Below are 20,118 nucleotides of genomic sequence, written 5' to 3' on the forward strand. Positions count from 1 at the left end.
GGCTCAAGATGGCTCGAACAGAATAAGCTATCTCAATCTGGCTCACTCCAAGTGAAACTAATCACAAAGAGTGAACCGATTGAAATAGCTTAAAACTGCTTTACTGCTTAAAGTTTTGAAACTCACTTAATGCATGTAACGCATTCTAGCGAATAGTCCTCCATAGCGTAACGCGTCAGAAGACTCATCGCAATGTTTACTTGCAATAAGATAGTTGCGTCTATTCTTAAGCACTGAGTTTAACCATCCGCGCTTACCGAATGCGCCAGAAGCAATGAAGAGCGCTAGAAGTATGCCGAAAATAATCGTATACGTAATAGCAGCTTGACCGCCTGTAAATGGCATCGCAATAGGAGATACGTTGATGCCAGTAATCTTTATATAGCCGATGATTGGAGCTTTTTCTTTACTCTCATCATAGCCATCACTCTTATTATCTGACTGATCTTTTGTTTGCGCGTATACTGCGTAAACAGCCGTATTCTTATTAGATATAAGCAAATTCTGCAATTCGTCAGCATCCACACTTGCGTTGCCGTTGGTATCGCGCTTCAAAATAGGCGTGCAAGTATCTTCAACAGGCTTGCGATTGTTTAACTTTCGCACGCATACTTGAAGATTCTTCTCGACTACATCTTTAGAATCAAAATCATCACTAGCGTTTACTAACAGCTCTTTGCCATTCACTTTGCCTTTAGCATCTGGATTACCTGTGAAAGCGAAGTTAATGTCATTAGCAGTAACCTCGTAAGGCTTATCCATAGTCGAGTTATGAAGCGAACCAATAGATTCAGCTTTAGGCTTTATTACATCAACCGGCACTACGTATACTGGTAGAAGTGTAGTTGCAGAAGCAACATTCTTAAAATGAGTTTGTGCATCATAGCCATAAGTATTCTTTAAGCTTCTCATTGCCCAACCGTTAGAAAGCGACAAAGCATAGACTGGAGCAATAGATTTCTTAGATGTTCCAGTTACATCATCTTCAGTTTCTATCTTCTTATTTCCACCTAAAACTTTCGTAAGCTTAAAGGAATCGGAATTGACAGTATTGCAATTTGGATTTGCAGTGTTGCTACCCTCACACCATTTGTTCACAGTAATATCTTGAGGACTCATATTCGCATAATTGGTAGTACCCAACGAACTGTAATTCATGCCATTAGTGTTAGGAACACCTAATCCACCACCATAGTTTCCATTACCTAATACTAAATCAGGTATATTGATATACTCACCGTTAAACGTGAAGAAGTAGGAACCATCATCATGACCGAATTGATCTACTCTAGTTTCGTTGTCAGGAAGCTGTACTGTAACCTTACTGCTACGCTCGCCATTTTCCTTATCTGTACCACTTACAACACGCAAAGATGGTTGAATCTTCTTAAACTCATCTTCACTCATGCTGTTTGGAATATTCGGCTTAAGAGTGAGAGCATTCTGTAATTGACTTAAGTTGATTTGACTGCCCTTCGTGCTCGCATTATAACGGTATACAAGCGATTGATGACCAGGAGTTCCAACCAGCTCAAATCCCGGGTCACTAGAACGCTCACCAATATATGGCTTCTTTTCATTCCAAGTAATCGTGTAGTCGGCATCAGTTTTACCAACACTTCGCAGCGTAGCGAATCGCGTTACAATATTATATCTTGGCTCCGGAGTTACATTTCGCCTACGCCATCCGCGCAAAAGAATAAACGAATCCTGCTCATTGCCTGCGTGGGAGTAATTGTTGCGCTTATCCGCCTGCTCTTGAGGCGCAACATACTCTCCGCGTTTCCAAGCAACTTCTGACTGGTTTGCAGAAAGCGTATCATCATCATCCACGCTTATAAGACTGTCAGCATCTCCAAAACCAAGCCATTTGCCGCCGGAATTGCCATTGCGTAGCACGTAATTTACAGCATGCTTTTCAGAGTCATTCAGCAGCAATGGATGCACTTGTACTACTTTCTTATTGACTACAACTGGGAAGAATACGCAATCTGAAGACGAACTCCACTCTTTTGGTGCTTTTGTTTCAGGCCTACACACGCTACTACGTTGCGCAACCATTGAGTCAGCAGATAACACGTTGCGCATATCCTCTTCTTTTAGCGCATTTGATTCATTACCACCTGTTTGAGTGCTATCTACAGAACTACTTGCATGATCTGAATTTATACTTCCGTCTGATTGAGATGAGTTGGTGTTATTCGATAACTCATCCAAATTTTCAGATTTAACGCCAGGCATATTAGACCAAGGTCCGTAAGATCCTGCGCGATTCCTTGCACGCACTACGCTTCCAGGAGCTAAGACTTCAGGATTAAATATTATTGCAGAATTATTTTTCCCATAGTCATTAGAATTCAACGTAACGCCTTGAGGCAGCGTATAACCTTCGCAAACTTGCCACTTATCCGTTGACTTCGATCTACATAATGCTAATGCTTCACTCGTGTCAGTATCGCTTTGAGAATTAGCATTATTACTACTCAAGTTATCCTGTGCACGCAAGCTAGACATTAGATTATTGCTAGATTGTAAACTAGCGAGTTTTGCTTTTTGCGCGCGAGTGAAATACACTACGAGTCGAGTCGCATTCCCACCTGCAACAACTGACACAGCATTATAGTAATCCTTCGCAACAGCACCTTCCCAATCATGAAGCCACACTTTAGAGGAAGATAAATCATCATAATGATGACCATCGTATGCGCGCACAATTGGAGCGTCAGCTACAGTCCAATTGAACTTGAATTTGCCTACTACTGCTTCGTTGCTCTTGTTTCCAGAGTCGTCAGTTACTTGCGCAATCATCTTGAAAGTTGGTGAATTTTTAACATCTTGCCCACGCCATTTTTCTATGAATGCACGCAATAGTTCCTTGTTGATATTGCCGTTTGTTACAAATCTTACGCGAGGAGCTTTGTTAGTTTTTGGATCTTTTACTCCTTCTGCTTCAATGTCTATACTCAGAGTATTCTTCAAAGCTTCGCTTACATGCGTATCAGGATTTGCAACATTGAAATCATCATCCATTGCAAGCAAATCTACTACGTTGAATAATCCCGACTGCTTTGTGTAATCAGTCGTGTTCATATCAATAGTCGTAGCAGTTCCGCAAGAATCAGCCTTTTCTTTAGTAGGATTGCACTCGCCAAGAAGCTTCTTACTAGCATCTTTTACTGAAATCCACGGCTTGTTCTTGTCTACTGGCACGAACCACACGTTAATTACATTTGGCGTTTTATTATTATCACCTTCGCCTCTAGCTTCTAATTCTCTCCACGGATTACCGTTGAAAATATAGAGCTGAGTGCGCATTGGCGTTTTTTGACCATTCCTAAGAATTGCAGATCCTAAGTTTGCGCCTGAAGCTTGCTGATTGTAATCTTCTCCACCAGGAATAACGTAACCTTGCGGCTGCAAGAAACTGTTTTTATCAGTAATACCATTAGTATTTATACCGAGTCCACCGCCAAGACTGTCTTGTCTTACTAAGTCAACAACGTTTACCCATTCTCCGCGCGAGCCATTCGCTAATTTACGAGCGTAGCCAATTCCATCACCACGCTGAGGCATACTGTTGTATCCACCCCATAGATTTTCTATAGCTGTTTTAATAGTAGAATCAGCATCATTAGTGTTTAATGATTGATAAAGTGATGGCTGTATTTGGCCTTTAAGCCATTTTTTCTTTGTGCCTTTAAATAAGCTTAAAGCATCATTTGTATTGAAATCACGACCTTGGTTGATGTTGAATCTGTACACTAAAAATTGTGTACTATTTTCATCACGACCATACCACATGAAACCATCATCACTGTCACGACCCTTTATTTTTCCACTGTATGACCAATCATAATCTCTACGAATATCAACAAATCGCGTGATTTTCTTCTGCTTTGGATCAAGCACAGTGTCTTGCTTTTGATCATCTTTAGTGTCAGGGCCTATGCCAGTTGCTTTTACTACTTTAAAAGTTTTTTCTGAACCAGACTTACCTTGAGCTGTATTTTTAGTGTCAGGAGTTACTGAAAGACAGATTTTATACTGCTTTGTGTCGTTTGTGCAAGAATACTTATCGTTTCCTCCGCCAAGAGTTTTAGTTTCATCTTTCGACCAACCAATTTCATCTTTTCGGTAATCGAACAAACGCGGATTCTTTTGCTTAATTCTATCTATCAAACCCTGTTTTTCAGAAGGATTCAGCTCATACGGGTTCACTTGAACCATGCCATCGTCTGGCCAATTCATTTCAAGTGGAAGCGGCTGCGAAACAGCGTGGTCACTAGTATTAATACCACCGTCAGATCTTCCTATGCCAACATAAATTCTCGAACCGATTTCTGCTAAGTTTTCTGGAATAGTAATCTCTAACGAACCATTATTTTCCTTGAAATCAATACCATCACCTTGAGGAAGTTTAGTGAAATACTTCTTATTGTTATCGGTAATAAAATTAGCCCAGTTACTATTAGCATTTTGGCGATTAAGGATTATTCCTTGGCAGCCATCAGAGCGATCGTTACATTTATTGTAAATATTTGTTGGAGTTCCATCTTTTTCTTCTTCAAAAGGCTTAGTTTTTCCACGTCCCCAAATTCGCACTACCAACATTTTCACTGATGTAGCGTTTTTAGAAAGCGTCACTTTACCAACATACTTACCATCATTCTGCTTTTGCCAACGCACATTAGGAACAATAAAATTACCATCAATAATATTCAACTTCACAGTTTTTTGAACATTATTTCCAGCATCATCCCAAGCGTGGAATGTAAACTTTTTAGACGGAACATCACTAGCAGAAGCCGGAGAACCATTAGGATTATCTATAGTTACATAACCGGATTGATCTTTAAGAGTATTAGCACACGCCGTGCTACCACATTTTGAATTTTGATCATATTTACTAAAACTGCCAGACCAATTTCTACTAGCTTCCAAAACATCTGTGCTACTAGTATTAGGCACATTCTCCTTAGTACCCATATGCACATGCATATCGTCATGACCTGTTACCAAGAATCTAACACGGCTACCAACAGATACGTTTAATCCACCTTCAGGAACTGACTGAGGCTCACCGCCATCAACGCTCACTTTCACGTCTATAGTTGGCTTCTCGCCGTCAACATGTGTGAACACGAGTGGCAAAACATCCTTAGACTCATCCCAGTAAGTAATCTTCGCATACTTAGCTAATACATATACTGGCTTTACTTCTGGATTCGCGCCAGATTGAAGCATAATGCGATTTTCGTTATTAGAATTAGTTGGAGTTGCGTACTCTTCTTTTACTGGCTTTGAGAAGTCTGCTTTCGCAAGCTGTGCATATCTTGCTTTCTCATCTCCAGTCAATGCTTGATCAACAGATTTACCTTTAGGCGCATCATAAAGTTTCCAAATATAACGCTTCGTATCGTTCAATGGCCTAAATTGACACTCTTGACCGTCTTTATTTTTTGCAGCAGCATCATCTTGCGCAGACTTTTCAGCAGATTTATCTGCAGCTTTATCATCATCGCCATTACAAGGATTTACTACGTTTACTACAGGAACTTTTACAGCAACCTTTGTTTCTGCATCTTGCAAAGTGTCTGACTTTTTATCATTACCTTTTTTATCGGTCCACTCAACGCTATAAATTGCGCGATCTTTAATAGCGTTACTTGCGCCGGATCCACCATCAGAATAACTATCATTGAGCGGATATTCTAAGCCATGAGTATCCCCAGGAATTTTGCCATCTTTAATAGAACCGTAATAAACAGAGTCCTCTGCATCTGAATAATTATCATAGTTGTCAATATTCTTCTGAGTATGAGCATCAGGCATGTATATGCGCGGATTCAACGCAATAGCAAAATCATAAATTCCAAGTTTGCTATCAAGGTATTTCACATAATTTTCTGCTTTACCTAAACTGGTTTTAGGAGAACGATACTTAGCGTTATCATTCCATTCTTGAGTCTGGAGTGGTCTAAACACGTCCGCTTGACCAATAATATCGTACTTAAAAGGCACACTCGAGCCCATTTGAAGTTTATCGTTCCAATACTTTACTGTCATCTGGTGAGAGCCGAAAGAAGAATCTTGAGTGTTAATATTAGTGTTTGGATCTAACGGGATTCTCCACCAACGGTTTCCTCTAGCATACTTATTATCTGCGGAATTGTATTTTGGAGAAAGTGAAATCTGACCCTTTGCCCACACTTGACCTTTGCACTGAGATTCATCAGCTTTATCGCACACTCTTTGCTGTGAAGGGTAGAAAAGTAAGCTTGTAACACCAATATTATTAGTATGAGCTAATAATTGACCATTATTGCTTGTTAAAGGTCCTAAATGAGTACCGCGAAGGAACTGGAAATGCGGGACTCGCATATCAACTAGATTTGGTATACCGTACCACTGTTGGTACAAAGTCGTGTACTCGTAATCAGTATGGCCTTTACCACCGCGCCATTGCCAGAGTGAATATGGTTTAGAACGACCATATGGATCAGAACGACCATATCTAGTTGCTGGACCACCCCACTTATCACCATAATAAGTTCCTGCACCATAATACGATGTACTCAAAGCTCCATATTTTCCATTATCTGAAGTCGTATAATGAATATGGTAACTATAAGGTGATGTTTGATTATTTTCAATGTTATTAGTCAACGTAAATATTTTTGATTTTTCTGGACTATCTGGTCCGCGCATTTCAAGATACAAATGATCAATCAAATCAATATACGTTTGGTTGAATCGCTGTCTACCATCCGGAGGAAGACGAGTACCAGTAAGATGTTCCCCATCGCTTGGGAAACCATAGTTAGTGCTGTGATAGCAATCAAAGCCATAACCAGTATGGCACAAGCCAAGGCCTCTATTTTTATTTTCATTCTTGCTTTGAGTTCCGCCATTATAAACAGCTGCATCATCACTAATGACATTATTATTTTTAAGGCGATACCAAGCTTTATCAAGAGTTTCAGTATTATTAAGTGGAACTCTTTGAACACCTTTATCAAGGCAAAAACCGTTAGGATTAACCCAATCTTTTGAGCAAGTGCGATTAGTTGCATCAAAATGCAAGCGCTCTACATACTGGTCATACTGACCGTTACTTTCATCGAGTCTCTGATCTTTAGGAACAACGAAATATGTTAAAGCATTAGCAGCACCATGAATACGCGCACCCATGTTTACGAGCACATCCCAGATGTATCCTTTGCCATCGCGTTTAGGAGTACGCTTCATAAAAATGTAATCGTGAACATCATCAAGCTGATTAAAAGCCAAAGGATCAACACCGTTTCTGCCTGCATCATACGGCAAATTACGAAGACGTTTTTGTAAATACGTTCCGCGTGGATACGGAGTAAAGTTTGGATCATTTTCAGTGTAAATACCTTGAGGACTAGCAAAATTGCTATATACAGTACTCCAAGGATTTTGTCCGCGTTCCATATCAGCACCCTTAGATGCGCGATGCCCCATTTCATCGCCGTCATCAGTAATGCATTCGGAACGTGAGTATTGTCTATAACAACCTGGGCGGAACTCCATTTTGCTATTGCGATTACTATCACGATTACTATTGCTTGCACGATCAGTATTGACAAAAGCACCGTCCGCTCCGCTTTGCGAAGCCATACCTTCAGCAGCGCTCATAATTGCACTATTAACAAGACTTGCTGTGTCATTATTGGTTTTGGCAAACTCCGGATTGGCAAACGGAGAGATTACAGGTTGTGTTTGGGCTGCTCTTGTAAAAGGATTATTTGAATTTGCGCTTAAGTTTGATGCAGCTGATTGTAAGGAACGCAACGCGTTAGATACAGCGTTTGAACTATCGGAAGAATCGGACGAGCTGGACGAATCGGGAGAATTAGAAGACGAAGTTGAAGAAGTGGACGAATCAGTAGAATCAGACGAACGAGAAGAATTGGATGAAGAAGACGAGCTAGACGCACTAGTTTTAGGATCATTTGCTTTAGATACAACAGATTCACTAGCAATAGCAGCGCTTGGAGCAATGCACATCGGAAGCCACATCGCAACCGAAATCACACAAATAAGAATAGTTTTAGCTATACTTTGGGCACGCGCACTTATAAAGGCGAAAGCATCTCGCGTAATCGTCCTAATGCTGCTCATTACTTCACTTAACTTAAACATTCTCATAATTCTTAAATGCGCTCCAACGCACAACCAACCCATACGCGCAAAGCAACGCGTACTTATTAAAATTCATTAAAGTTTTGCTTAAAGTTTCACTAAAAGAACTGCTAAAAGTTTCGCTGACAAAATTACTGACAGTTTCACTAATAAAAGCTTTGCTAACAGAATCACTAAAAGATTCGTAAAAAACTTATAGTAATACACTTAAAACTACTTATTTAGTGAGAGACAACGAAAATTATTCACTTTTAGTAAATTTCTTCAACTTACTAACAGCCAGTAACCTTCAACTAGTAACTAACTAGCAACTAACTAGCAACAGTCATCAGCTAACAACTAAAAACCAGCCAGTAATCAGCGTGCAACAACAATTCTGTTCAGTGCGAGCAGAAAGCAGCCTAATTGCATTATGTAACAAGTAAAACCGTGCTACTCCAAGTAAAACTGTGCTACTCAATAAGCGAACCGTTTTGCTTTAATGGCAAAGCTCCGCCCCCAACAAGCAAAACTATGTAATGAAATAGCAAAGCTGTTATACAACGAGCAAAACTTGACTGAAACTAACTAAAAATCAAGCAAAACTGACTACTGCGCAAGCAAATCAGAAAGCAAATCATTAAAGCAAATCACAGTTTTGCTATCTTGCTTTCAATAACAGCAACTTAAGTTTATATAAGTTTTATTGCTCACTTCGTTAGTACACAAACTTGACTCGCATTTTGATTCAGAGTCGAATTTTTGAGCCAAGTTTGTGTATTACGCGAAATCCATGTGGTAGTTAAAGATTATTCAACTACCACATTGAATGTGAACTACTTAAGCATTCTGCTCTTTGCGGCGCTTCAACACGATGTAGAAGAATGTGCCGCCCAAGCCAATGATGCCGCAAACAGTCAAAATCACTAAGCCGCGAGCACCAGTCAAAGGTAATGCTGCAAGGATCTTGTCAAGTTCAGTTGACTGCTTGTTGTTAATAGTCTTAGTGTTATTAGCCTGTTGAGCCGTAACTGAAGTCAAATCGAAGCAATGCAACTTGTTATCAAGATTGAATCCTTCTGGAGCTGTAGTTTCTACTGCGCAATAAACTTTAGTATTATCTGTACCGTTTCCAACGAAGAACGAATCAGATGCTACACCGTCATCACCAGTTGCAGCCATTGTACGAACTTTAGCTTCATCTGTTATAAGTGAGTCACCAACCTCTTTAACTGTCTTGCCTTCAAGGTCAGCAACCTTCTTATCTTTTGCAGCTGCGTAAACCTTAAATATAGCACCTTTCAAAGGCTTGCCATCCTTAGAAGTATCGTTTGTGCTTAAACCAATCTTATTGATTGTGAGCTTAGCGAAATTAGTAGTATCTCCACCTTCGTGAGGATGCTTTGGATCTTTAGCACATGGTACATCTTTTGTAGGAACGCATGGATTCTTATCGCCTTCACCAGTCGTCACACCATCTACGTCAGTGTTCAAAAGGTTCTCAATAGATCCAGGAGCGATTACGGAAGTTACAACAGTAGCAGTTAACTTACCACCAACTTTTGCTGAAGCCTTAGCTAAACCAGCAGCAGTAAGCTTAACGCGAATCCACTTGACGGTTTTAAGAGCACCTTCTTTTGTCAAGTCTGCTACTTTTGTAGGATTTTCACCTGTTGTAGAATAAGCTTCGATTTCATAATCAGTTGCAGCCAAGGGCTCATCAGTTCCAGCTTTATCTACAAGCTTAAGATTCTTAACTTCCTTGTAATTCAAATAGTCTGTGTTGATTGGATCAGTGAAGGAAACATTGGTATAGGCTTTGCCACCATCTTTGATAGCAGTCAGTGGTATGAAAACATCCCAGCCCATTGTAGTATTAACACCATCAATGTATGGCTTGCTTGGATCAGCTTGTGCTTTCTTAGTAACTTTGCTGGTGCTGACATCGTTCTTTGGATAAATCTTTAAATTATAAAGCCATCCATGAGTTGTTGTATCTGGAAGAGGAACTGTTACAAGGAATGGGTTAACCTGCTTAGTAATCTTAACAGGCTCATTATCTTGCTTAGGTGTTGAATTAGCTAAGTCTTCTTCCACATAGTACAGACTCAAATTTTGACCTAACTTAGTAAACTCAGCTTTACCATCTTTACCGGTAGTTTCTTCATATTGGTCGTTACTATCTGTAGAAACCTTAAGATCTTTAGCTGTTAACTCTTCAGTTGCAGTCTTATTATCTTGAATCAAACCTTCAATAGCTTTCCAGCCTTGAGCGGATGACAAGTCAAGAGCACTACCATCTTTTTTCACAACGCGAGTAATCTTAAACTTCACGCCTTCAATTGGTTTCTGAGTATCTGGAATGGTATGTTCTTTACCATCATTACGAGTCGTACCTTCAGGACCTTCATACTTATAAATTGTAATAGAAGTATTTTGTTTTTTGATATTTGCAGTATTAGAACCACCATCAACAACAGTGTCATTTCCAGCGTATGCAATTGAGCCTGCAATACAAAATGTTCCTAATGTGCAAACTGTAGCTAACACAGCTGCAGCGCGCTTTAACGGGATTGTTGTTAAACGCATGTTCCCTCTCTTTTACGCACAAATTTCATGCGAAATTTGTTATCTTTTAAAATTCAAATAGTCATAATTACAGAGTAACTAGAGTAAGCGCAAACAATGTATAACAAATCGTTTGTGTTTACAGTATGACTACCTGCTATAGGTCAAACGCACACTTTTGACCTTTAACACACTAACTAGCCTACTAAAAAGATGGACAAATTTAAACTAAAAATCCAAACAAATGCTTACTAATACTAACAAATGAATACCCCCCCCCCCACAGTTTTGTTAGTAATATCAACGTTTTTAAATAATAAAATCGTAAAAAATAGCAGCCATTGACCCAATTTGGAGTGTCGCATTACCCTTGCTTAAAGCTGCATTCGCGTTTTAAGCAAGCTTAATGCGAGGAAGCTTGGCTCAACTGTGGAAAGCACAGTGCGCTTTCCACGCCAAGCTTTCTTGTTTGCATTCCAAAAATGCAAACAACCACATAAACACGCGAATCGATGCGAAAGCGATTGCTCTAAGTGGAAAGCACAGCGCGCTTTCCACGCAATCGCGCACCGGATTACGTTTAACGTAATCCGTACAACACTAAACAACAAAGGTAAGCTTAATGCGAGGAAGCTTGGCTATAACTGTTCAAAGCTAGTATAGCGTTGCAGCTTTTATAAGCGATTTCGTATACGCATGCTTAGGATTGTTCAACACTTCATTGACTCTTCCAGACTCAACTACTTTTCCTTCGTTAAGAACAATAACTCGTGTTGCTAAATATTGAATCATTCCTAAATCGTGGCTCACAAAAATACACGTCATGCTTTTATTCTCGCAGCGAACTTTTGTAAAAACATCTAATATTCGCATGCGTTCTGCAACGTCAATAGCGCTCATCGGCTCATCTGCAACTAAAATACGTGGGTTTGATATTAGCGCTCTAGCAATAGCAACGCATTGAGCTTGACCGCCTGAAAGCTCGTGCGGATACTTTTTAGCGAAAATTAGAGGATCTAATCCTACTGTTTTTAACGCAAGCTTAACTTTTGAATGTATTGAAGTTGAATCAATATGTAATTGTTTTTTCCAAATTTCTAACGGTTCTGCAACGCTTTTTTGAACAGTCCACTTAGGATCTAAAGACGCAAAAGGATGTTGAAATACTAGAGATGATTCTTTTCGAAGCTTGGACACACTATTTTTTATGCTTTCGCAATCATACGTAATACTTCCAGATGATGTTTCTTGCAATCCTAGTAATGCTTTAATAAGCGTAGTTTTGCCGCTTCCAGATCCTCCGATAATAGCTAAAGATTCACCAGAGTTAAGCTCTAAATCAACTCCTTTTAAAACTTCACTACAATTTTTACTTTTCCCAAATTTAACATGAATATTTTTTGCACAAATAAGAGAGCATTTAGCAGAATTACTTTCAGCAGGACTACTTTCAGCAGAATTTTTAACAGAGCTACACTCAGTAGCACGAGTATCATTAGCCACTATACTTCCAGCAGCACCACCAACAACACCTCTACACCCAACACCACCGCCGACTCCAGCACCGCTTAAACTCAACTTTCTAGCAGCATACACTAATTGCTTAGTAGACTTAACGCTCGGATTTTCAAGCAAATCTTTAACTTTAGCGCTATCAACCACACGAGAAGAATCAAGCACATAGCAACGATTAACAGCATGCGAAAGCACAGAAAAATCATGAGTCACGAAAAGCATAGATGCGCCCATATCGTCCACAAGCGAAGTGAGAATATTCAAAACATCGCGTTGAGTTACGCAATCAAGTGCAGTAGTTGGCTCATCTGCCAAAATTAGACGCGGATAAGTAATTAAAGCTGTTGCAATACCCACTCTCTGCTGCTGTCCACCTGAAAGCTCATACGTGCGTTTAGAAGCTAATTTGCTTGATAATCCAACTTTCTGAAGCATTGAAATAACGCGATCGTGAACATCATGCGAATCCAAATTATAGTGCATTAAAAGAGGTAAAGAAACTTGTTGTTCAACGCTTAGCAAAGGATTAAGTGCGCGATTAGCTTGCTGAAAAACTACTCCAACGTATTTTCCACGCATAAGCGCCAAATCCTCATCTTTAGCACCAACTACTTGCTTAGTTCCAACAATTAAAGAACCTGAAATTTCAGCATTTTTAGGCAATAATCCTGTGATTGCGCGAAGAAGCATAGACTTTCCTGAACCAGTTGATCCAACTAATCCAACGCGCTCGCCATCTTTTACTTCAAGAGTTACATTATCTAATAATCGAACGCCATTTAAATCAACACTAAGATTTTTAATATCAACGCTCATTTTGATCCTTTAAAGATAAATCATTATTATGCAAAGATTTTTGTGATTCAGGAGTCAAAGCCTCGCGCAAAGAATCACCTAAAAGATTTAAAGCAACAACTACTAGAGTAACTATCAATCCAGGCCACAAAACAGCTAGAGGATTCACATGAATAAGAGTTAGAGAAGTTGCAAGAACACGCCCCCAACTTGCAACACCAGATGGAACTCCAACACCAAGATACGTTAATCCACTTTCAGCTAAAATTACAGTTCCTGCAGAAAGAGAAATCTGAACTAAACAAACAGGCATAATATTAGGCAAAACATGACGTAAAATCACACGATTTCTAGAAGAACCTTTAGAAATTGCGAAAGAAACATAATCAGATTGCAAAACAAGTTTCGCACTTGGAAGCACAATACGAGCAAGATTAAAACCATAACCAATACCACATGCAAGTATGATCACAATAACAGTTGTTCCTAACGGCACAGCTAACATAAGCGCGATTAACACAGTTGGTATTGAAATTAGCGCATCAACGATTATTAGTGAAACTCCTTGAATTAAATGCGATTTTGCAATCATTAATAAAAGTAATGAAAATCCAACTAACGTAGAAACACATATTGTGCAAATTACTATTAGAAGTTCAGTTCTAGAGCCTGCCATAAGATGGCTGAGAATATCTGCACCTGCTCCATCCGTGCCTAGCCAATGCGAAAAAGACGGCTTGTTCCATACGCTAAATCCGTTTGTTTCTAGTAAAGAATATGGAGTCCAGAATATAGAAATTAGCGCTATTAACACCCATGAGCTTAAAACTATGCAAACAAATTTTCCGCAACTTGAGCGCCAAATCGCATTAAAAAGCTTAAACATTATTATTCGCTCACTTTCTGATTATTAGCAAATCTAGAATCAAGCAAACGATGAGATATATCAATTGCAAACCCAATAATTAAGAAAAATGATGCAAGCATAAACAGCTCACTTTGAACTAAAATCAAATCTCGCAATCCAACATCGCGAACCAAACCCATACCCATCCCCGGTAAAGAGAACAGGTTTTCAATAACCATCACACCCATAACCATGTGTGCGAAAGTCAAACCAATAACAGAAACTAGCTGTGGCATAGCAAGCCTTAAAGCAACTTTCCAAATAACCTGTTTTCTAGTCATTCCACAAGCCATAGCTTGAGATGAAACTTCACTTTGCATAATATCTGTAAGAATTGCAGCTGTATATCGCATAAAACTAGATCCAACTATAATTCCAACTGTTAGAGCAGGCAAAATTAAAGAAAGGAAGCAGGAAGGAAAATCTTGCCAAACATCTGTAGGAAAACCTTGAGTAGGCAAAATACCAATAATTCCAATACCCTTACCGAGTAAAAGAATAATTAACATTCCACCCCATAAAGCAGGTACACAGCCAGCAGTCAACGCAACAAAACGAGCAAAAGATTGAGCTAATCTACCTATCCGCATAACTTGCCAGCAGCCCATCGGTATGCCAATTACAAGCGCAATAATAAGACCTAATAAAATTAAAGGGAAAGTAATTGCTGCTCTAGACGCAATCATACTAGTAACAGATTTACCTGTAAGCATTGATACACCAAAATCACCACGCAAAACACTAGTAAGCCAGCTAATGTATTGAACCCATAAAGGCTTATCTAATCCAAGTTCTGCTCGCAATTGTTCAACTTTTCCTGAAGGCGCATTTAAGCCAGCCATAACTTGAGCTACATCGCCTGGAAGCACACGCAATGCAAAAAATATTGCTATAGATAGGAAAAACAGAGCAACTATAAAAAGTAGAATTCGCACAAATATCATACGCAACATGAATATACCCCTATAGCAAGCAAATAAACATCTTGACCATCTTTTTGACCATCTTTACGCTAAACAAATTTGCTAGCGCGCTCAAAATCATGAATGAACGCGCTAACAAACTCGTTATTCGCTACTCGCCAGTAGATGCGTCTGCAACAGAAAACACACCAGCAAATTCGCGGAAAATTCGCGGAAAATTCGCCGTCAAACTCAAACAAGACGCAAATTATACAATGGCAAAACCTCTTGATTCATATCAAAAGGCATACCTTCAAGATTCTTCACTTTCGCAGTCGTCACGCGATAATTAAACAGCCAATCTGCAGGAGCATCTTCGCTAACAATACGCGCAGCTTTTGCAAGCAAATTGTACGACTCTTTAGAATCCGTACTAAGCATTGCTTTAGCATACAAATCTTGAACTAGCTTATTATCATAGCCGTAGTAGTAAGTAGGATCAGCCCACTGACCAAAATCATGGCTTTCATTATGATCCACCATAGACAAATCGTATTGCTTATTCTTATACACGTCTTGTAACCAAGTAGTAAACTCAACAACATTAACCTTAAGATTTATTCCAACAGGCTTTAATTGCGAGCGCAACTGATCGCCTATTTGCGTTCCATAAATATTCGGATATGTGAGAGTTAGAGAAAGAGGATTTGATTCGTCAAAACCAGCTTCCTTCATTAAAGATTTTGCAAGCTTAACGTCATGAGTATAAAGTTTCGTCAAATCTTCATAACCTGGGTCAAGACGAGGAATAGGACCAGCAAGAGGTAAATCGTCACCTCCACGAGATGCGATAATTTGCTTGTGATCTATTGCATAACGAATTGCGCTCCTCACGCGCTTATCTTTCGTATACTTTCCTTTCATATTCATAGCAAGAACGAACTTATCTGTACCGTCCCCCGAGCGAACGTCATACTTTTTAGAATCATCTTTAAAAGGCTTAGAAAGCTGTGCTGAAATAGGAGCTAAAGCTTGTACAGCACCAGAAGATAAAGCGTCAATTGCAGCATTATCGTCTACAAAATATCTTAAAACTATTTTCTTAGTTTTAGCATGATTTACACCGTTATAACGAGGATTTGCTTCTAAAACTACGCGATCGTTTGGCATAAATTTTTCAACTAAATACGGACCCGATCCAATAGCTTGAGTTTTCGGATCATACTTTGCGAGTTTATCGAAAACTAATCCAGCACGACCACATAAAGCCCATAAAAGCTTTGAATTAGGCTCTTTAAGCTTGATTTCAAACGTGTAATCGTCTTTTGCTTTCGCTGACTCAACTTTTCCAACCATGTTTGATCCGCGATACTTTTTAGACACAAGCTCATTAAAAGACCACTGCGCATCTTTTGCAGTTAGCTTGTGACCATTAGAAAACATAGCGCCTTTACGAATGTTGAAAGTGTAAGTTAAGCCATCTTTACTAACATTCCAACTTTTAGCTAAAGATGCAGAAACTTGATTCTTAGAATTTCTAGCTACTAATCCTTCATAAACATTGCCAATAAGAAGCTGATCTAGAGATGAGCCAGATTGATTTCTAATATCAAGATTTGTAGGAGCTAACTTAAGACCAATTGACACTGTTTTTTGTAGAAATTACTCCATTAGCGTTGTTATTACGAGAATTATTGTTAGTTGTGAACGTTGCAAAAATAGAACTCACAATCACAATAGTTACAAGCGCTAATGTGAAAGTCCAGCCTTTTGCTAGTTTACGTTTCGAATGCATCTTTGATGATTTTTCTTTCATTCTCAAAGATTCATCGGTAGTAGAATCGCTGTAGTTTTCCGATTGTAAATCTGATTTAGGCGATTTGAAATCAGAAAATACTTCGGTCGCGTCATTTTCAATGTGCGCGCCTTCTTCGTGCTTTTCGTCACACATACCATAAACCTTTCTAAATGGCATACTTATTTAATTATTTCCAACTATTTTTAGTTATTTCTAACTATCTTTTAACTATCTTTAGTTATCTCTTCTTACTTTTTAGTTATCTTTTTATTTTTAATTATCTTAATTTGCTCGCTGCTTAGCAGATACGCAATAAATCACCAATCATCAAAAAGCAAAGCTGAAGCTTTTCGAATTATAAAGCCAAGCCAAAATTGGTATTTTAGCGCATTTGTTTAAGTCAACGGCTTTATTAAATCGTAGACCATTAGCATGTCATGATTGTTATTGGCGAGTCCAAATAGAAATACAGAAGAAATATACATAAACTTAAATCCGCATATTTTTTAACGTAGAAAAATTCGTAGTGTACATAAAGTTGTAGTATTAACAAGGGTATATCCTACGAATGTGCTTAAATGCCAACATAGCGTAAACTTTTAAACGCATTATATGCACGCATCTAGCATGCAAGTTTCATGAAGTCAGCGCGTGTAAAAGATTCGTAAAAAGAAAGTCTAAAGCGAGGAATAATGTCTGAAAACTTGAATACTACAGTAACTGTGAACGAATCCTCAGATCCGCAAAATCGCAATTGCGAAGACCGCACTGCGTTGAATCGCCAACTAGCGCAAATGCTTAAAGGCGGCGTGATTATGGACGTAACAACTCCAGAACAAGCAAGAATTGCTGAAGATTCTGGAGCTTGCGCAGTTATGGCGTTAGAGCGTATTCCTGCAGATATTCGAGCAGCAGGCGGAGTTTCACGCATGAGCGATCCTGCTATGATTCGTGGAATTCAAGACGCAGTGTCTATTCCTGTTATGGCAAAATGCAGAATCGGACACTTTGTTGAAGCTCAAGTTCTTGAAGCAATTGAAATTGATTACATTGACGAAAGTGAAGTGCTTAGCCCAGCAGACGATGTTTATCATATTAACAAGCGTGATTTTGCAGTACCTTTCGTTTGCGGAGCTAAAGATTTAGGCGAAGCTTTGCGCCGAATTAACGAAGGTGCTTCTATGATTCGCACTAAAGGTGAACCAGGCACAGGAGACGTAATTCAAGCAGTACGACATATGCGTATGATGAATTCAGCTATTCGCAAGCTCACAAGCATGCGTGAAGATGAACTTTTCGAAGAAGCGAAGACTTTGCGCGTTCCATTTGAATTAGTTAAATACGTTGCTCAAAACGGAAAGTTACCTGTAGTAAACTTCGCTGCAGGTGGAGTTGCTACCCCTGCAGATGCTGCTTTGATGATGCAACTTGGAGCTGAAGGAGTGTTCGTTGGATCTGGAATATTTAAGTCTGGAGATCCAGCAAAGAGAGCTGCTGCAATCGTAAAATCTGTTACTAACTACAAAGATGCTAAGATGATTGCGAAACTTTCCGAGAATTTGGGCGAAGCTATGGTCGGTATTAACGAACAGGAAATCAAGATTTTAATGGCTGAAAGAGGCGAATGATTTTGACAAACTCCCCTATTAACACATCTAATAATGCTCGCACTGTAGCAATTTTGGCAGTTCAAGGCGCTTTTCTTGAACACAGATTGATGTTAGAAAAACTGGGAGCGCATGTTATTGAACTTCGTCAAGAACGCGATTTAGAACAAGATTTTGACTCACTTGTTTTACCAGGCGGAGAAAGCACTGTGCAATCAAAGCTTCTTCTAGAACAAAACATGCTTGAACCTTTGAAAAATCGCATTGCTAACGGCATGCCAGTTCTTGGAACTTGTGCAGGACTGATATTGCTCGCTAAACGCGTACAAGGCGATTCAAAAGGCAATAAAATAACCGGATTCAACACTTTAGACGTTACAGTTAAGCGCAATGCTTATGGACGTCAACTTGGAAGTTTTCATTGCGAATCTGATTTTGGAAGCGATAAAACTTCGATAAACATTGGCAAAGTACCTATGACTTTTATTCGCGCGCCTTATATTGCAGAAGTCGGCGATGACGTTGAGGTTCTTGCAACTGTTGATAATCATATTGTTGCAGCTCGTCAAGGAAACCAAATCGGAACATCATTCCACCCAGAGCTTGATGACGATACGAGAATTCACCAGATTTTCTTAGATTTGTAATCGGGTCTGTAATCGGGTCTGTAATCGGATTTGTAATCTGACTTGTAATCTGACTTATAATCGGACTTATAAGTGCACTTTGAAGGAGTCTAAAATTCATGAATTTTAGACTCCTTCAAAACTAGTAACGCTTTAGCACAGAACTCAATCTCAAATAGCAACACACTTTTTAACACAGACGTCAAAAAGTCATCAAAATCTATAAGTTTTTGAAATAGAATTCAAAAACTTTCCAAAATCCAGAAGTTTTTAACGTGAGATTCAAAAACTTTGAATTTTATGTAAGTTGCACAAAAACATACACATGCAGCAAACGTAATGCAATCGTAATACAATGTAAAACGCTTATTGTGCATTGTAAAACTTTGCAATACATTGTAGAATGAATAACAAATGAATTGAGTATTTACTGAAATGTTAAATACTCATACTAATACTGAACTCTAAATACTGAACACTGAACAATACAAACAATTGCGAGTTTTTATAAACTCTAATAAAAACTAGTAAAACTAATAAAATAAGGAAGCATATTATGGCAATCAGCGCAACTGCAACAACAGCAACAACCGCAACAACCGCAACAACAACAAGGAAATCAAACGCTAAAGCGAAAACAGCAAGCATCAACGTGCGCGTCACAAAGGATGTTAAAGCGCAAGCAGAAGAATTATTCGACAGCTTCGGCATAACTCTTAGCGAAGCAATCAACATGTTCTTACACAAATCGCTTATGGTAGAAGGACTCCCCTTCGACTTAAAACAGCCAAAATACAATAAAGAAACAATCGCCGCGTTTAAGGAAGCAGAAGATATTCTATCTGGGAAAATTCCAGCAAAACGCTATAACTCAGTATCCGAGATGATGGATGACGTTTTTAAGGAAGACTAATTATGCTTACTTTAACATACACTTCGCAGTTTAAAAAAGACATGAAGCGAATCAGAAAGCGCGGATATGACACGCATCTTGTTGATATATTACTTGAGAAGTTGCGCAACGAAGAGATTCTTGACGAAACTTACCAAGATCATCCTCTCAAAGGAAACTATTTAGGATTCCGCGAATGCCATGTAAAATCAGACTGGCTATTGATTTACATAATTAAGGAAAACGAGCTTGTTTTAACAGCTTCTCGCACAGGAACGCACTCTGACTTGTTCAACGAGTAAACACTCGGTGTCTCGCATGTCAAATCAGCCGAACGGCTATGCCGTGAGAGGAGCAGCG

General features: G+C 39.1%; 9 protein-coding genes and 1 pseudogene. 4 read left to right on the forward strand and 6 right to left on the reverse strand.

The window, feature by feature from the left end; all coding sequences use genetic code 11:
- Window positions 1-126: 126 nt before the first annotated feature.
- The 6 genes and pseudogenes from HXT27_RS05840 to HXT27_RS05865 form a co-directional block, all read right to left on the reverse strand.
- Window positions 127-8,175, reverse strand: coding sequence for a cell wall-binding protein (locus HXT27_RS05840; RefSeq protein WP_422113104.1), 8,049 nt, complete (start codon window positions 8,173-8,175; stop codon window positions 127-129).
- An 813-nt stretch (window positions 8,176-8,988) separates the two neighbouring features.
- A complete protein-coding gene (locus tag HXT27_RS05845; protein WP_103043131.1) occupies window positions 8,989-10,737 on the reverse strand; it encodes a SpaH/EbpB family LPXTG-anchored major pilin in 1,749 nt (582 codons plus the stop codon).
- 633 nt (window positions 10,738-11,370) lie between these two features.
- Window positions 11,371-13,047, reverse strand: a complete 1,677-nt coding sequence (locus HXT27_RS05850; RefSeq protein WP_103043132.1) for an ABC transporter ATP-binding protein — start codon at window positions 13,045-13,047, stop codon at window positions 11,371-11,373.
- Window positions 13,037-13,912 carry an ABC transporter permease gene (locus HXT27_RS05855; RefSeq protein ID WP_103043133.1) on the reverse strand — a complete coding sequence of 292 codons (876 nt, stop codon included), beginning with the start codon at window positions 13,910-13,912 and terminating at the stop codon, window positions 13,037-13,039. The genes HXT27_RS05850 and HXT27_RS05855 overlap by 11 nt, the downstream gene beginning before the upstream one ends.
- 2 nt (window positions 13,913-13,914) lie before the next feature.
- Window positions 13,915-14,886: an ABC transporter permease gene (locus HXT27_RS05860; protein ID WP_103043134.1), complete on the reverse strand. Its 972-nt coding sequence runs from the start codon at window positions 14,884-14,886 to the stop codon at window positions 13,915-13,917.
- A gap of 201 nt (window positions 14,887-15,087) precedes the next feature.
- Window positions 15,088-16,786: pseudogene (locus tag HXT27_RS05865) on the reverse strand (ABC transporter substrate-binding protein).
- A gap of 539 nt (window positions 16,787-17,325) precedes the next feature.
- On the opposite strand from HXT27_RS05865, the gene pdxS reads away from it, so the two are divergent.
- From pdxS to HXT27_RS05885, 4 genes are all read left to right on the forward strand, one after another.
- Complete coding sequence (gene pdxS / locus HXT27_RS05870) at window positions 17,326-18,261, forward strand: pyridoxal 5'-phosphate synthase lyase subunit PdxS (protein ID WP_103043136.1); 936 nt, start codon at window positions 17,326-17,328, stop codon at window positions 18,259-18,261.
- Window positions 18,258-18,887 carry a pyridoxal 5'-phosphate synthase glutaminase subunit PdxT gene (gene pdxT / locus HXT27_RS05875; RefSeq protein WP_199172711.1) on the forward strand — a complete coding sequence of 210 codons (630 nt, stop codon included), beginning with the start codon at window positions 18,258-18,260 and terminating at the stop codon, window positions 18,885-18,887. Before pdxS ends, pdxT begins: the two co-directional genes overlap by 4 nt.
- Before the next feature lie 535 nt (window positions 18,888-19,422).
- Window positions 19,423-19,779 (forward strand): type II toxin-antitoxin system RelB/DinJ family antitoxin, encoded by a 357-nt coding sequence (locus tag HXT27_RS05880; protein WP_082266244.1) that lies wholly within the window; start codon window positions 19,423-19,425, stop codon window positions 19,777-19,779.
- Window positions 19,780-19,781: 2 nt separating this feature from the next.
- A complete protein-coding gene (locus HXT27_RS05885) occupies window positions 19,782-20,060 on the forward strand; it encodes a type II toxin-antitoxin system YafQ family toxin (protein WP_103043137.1) in 279 nt (92 codons plus the stop codon).
- Window positions 20,061-20,118 lie beyond the last annotated feature (58 nt).

Source organism: Gardnerella bivia, from assembly GCF_049262715.1.
Taxonomy (GTDB): domain Bacteria; phylum Actinomycetota; class Actinomycetes; order Actinomycetales; family Bifidobacteriaceae; genus Bifidobacterium; species Bifidobacterium vaginale_A.

Coding starts and splice junctions, on each gene's coding strand:
- HXT27_RS05845 (WP_103043131.1), bottom strand. CDS start 10,737: ATGCGTTTAACAACAATCCCGTTAAAGCGCGCTGCAGCTGTGTTAGCT.
- HXT27_RS05885 (WP_103043137.1), top strand. CDS start 19,782: ATGCTTACTTTAACATACACTTCGCAGTTTAAAAAAGACATGAAGCGA.
- HXT27_RS05840 (WP_422113104.1), bottom strand. CDS start 8,175: ATGAGAATGTTTAAGTTAAGTGAAGTAATGAGCAGCATTAGGACGATT.
- pdxT (WP_199172711.1), top strand. CDS start 18,258: ATGATTTTGACAAACTCCCCTATTAACACATCTAATAATGCTCGCACT.
- HXT27_RS05855 (WP_103043133.1), bottom strand. CDS start 13,912: ATGTTTAAGCTTTTTAATGCGATTTGGCGCTCAAGTTGCGGAAAATTT.
- pdxS (WP_103043136.1), top strand. CDS start 17,326: ATGTCTGAAAACTTGAATACTACAGTAACTGTGAACGAATCCTCAGAT.
- HXT27_RS05860 (WP_103043134.1), bottom strand. CDS start 14,886: ATGTTGCGTATGATATTTGTGCGAATTCTACTTTTTATAGTTGCTCTG.
- HXT27_RS05850 (WP_103043132.1), bottom strand. CDS start 13,047: ATGAGCGTTGATATTAAAAATCTTAGTGTTGATTTAAATGGCGTTCGA.
- HXT27_RS05880 (WP_082266244.1), top strand. CDS start 19,423: ATGGCAATCAGCGCAACTGCAACAACAGCAACAACCGCAACAACCGCA.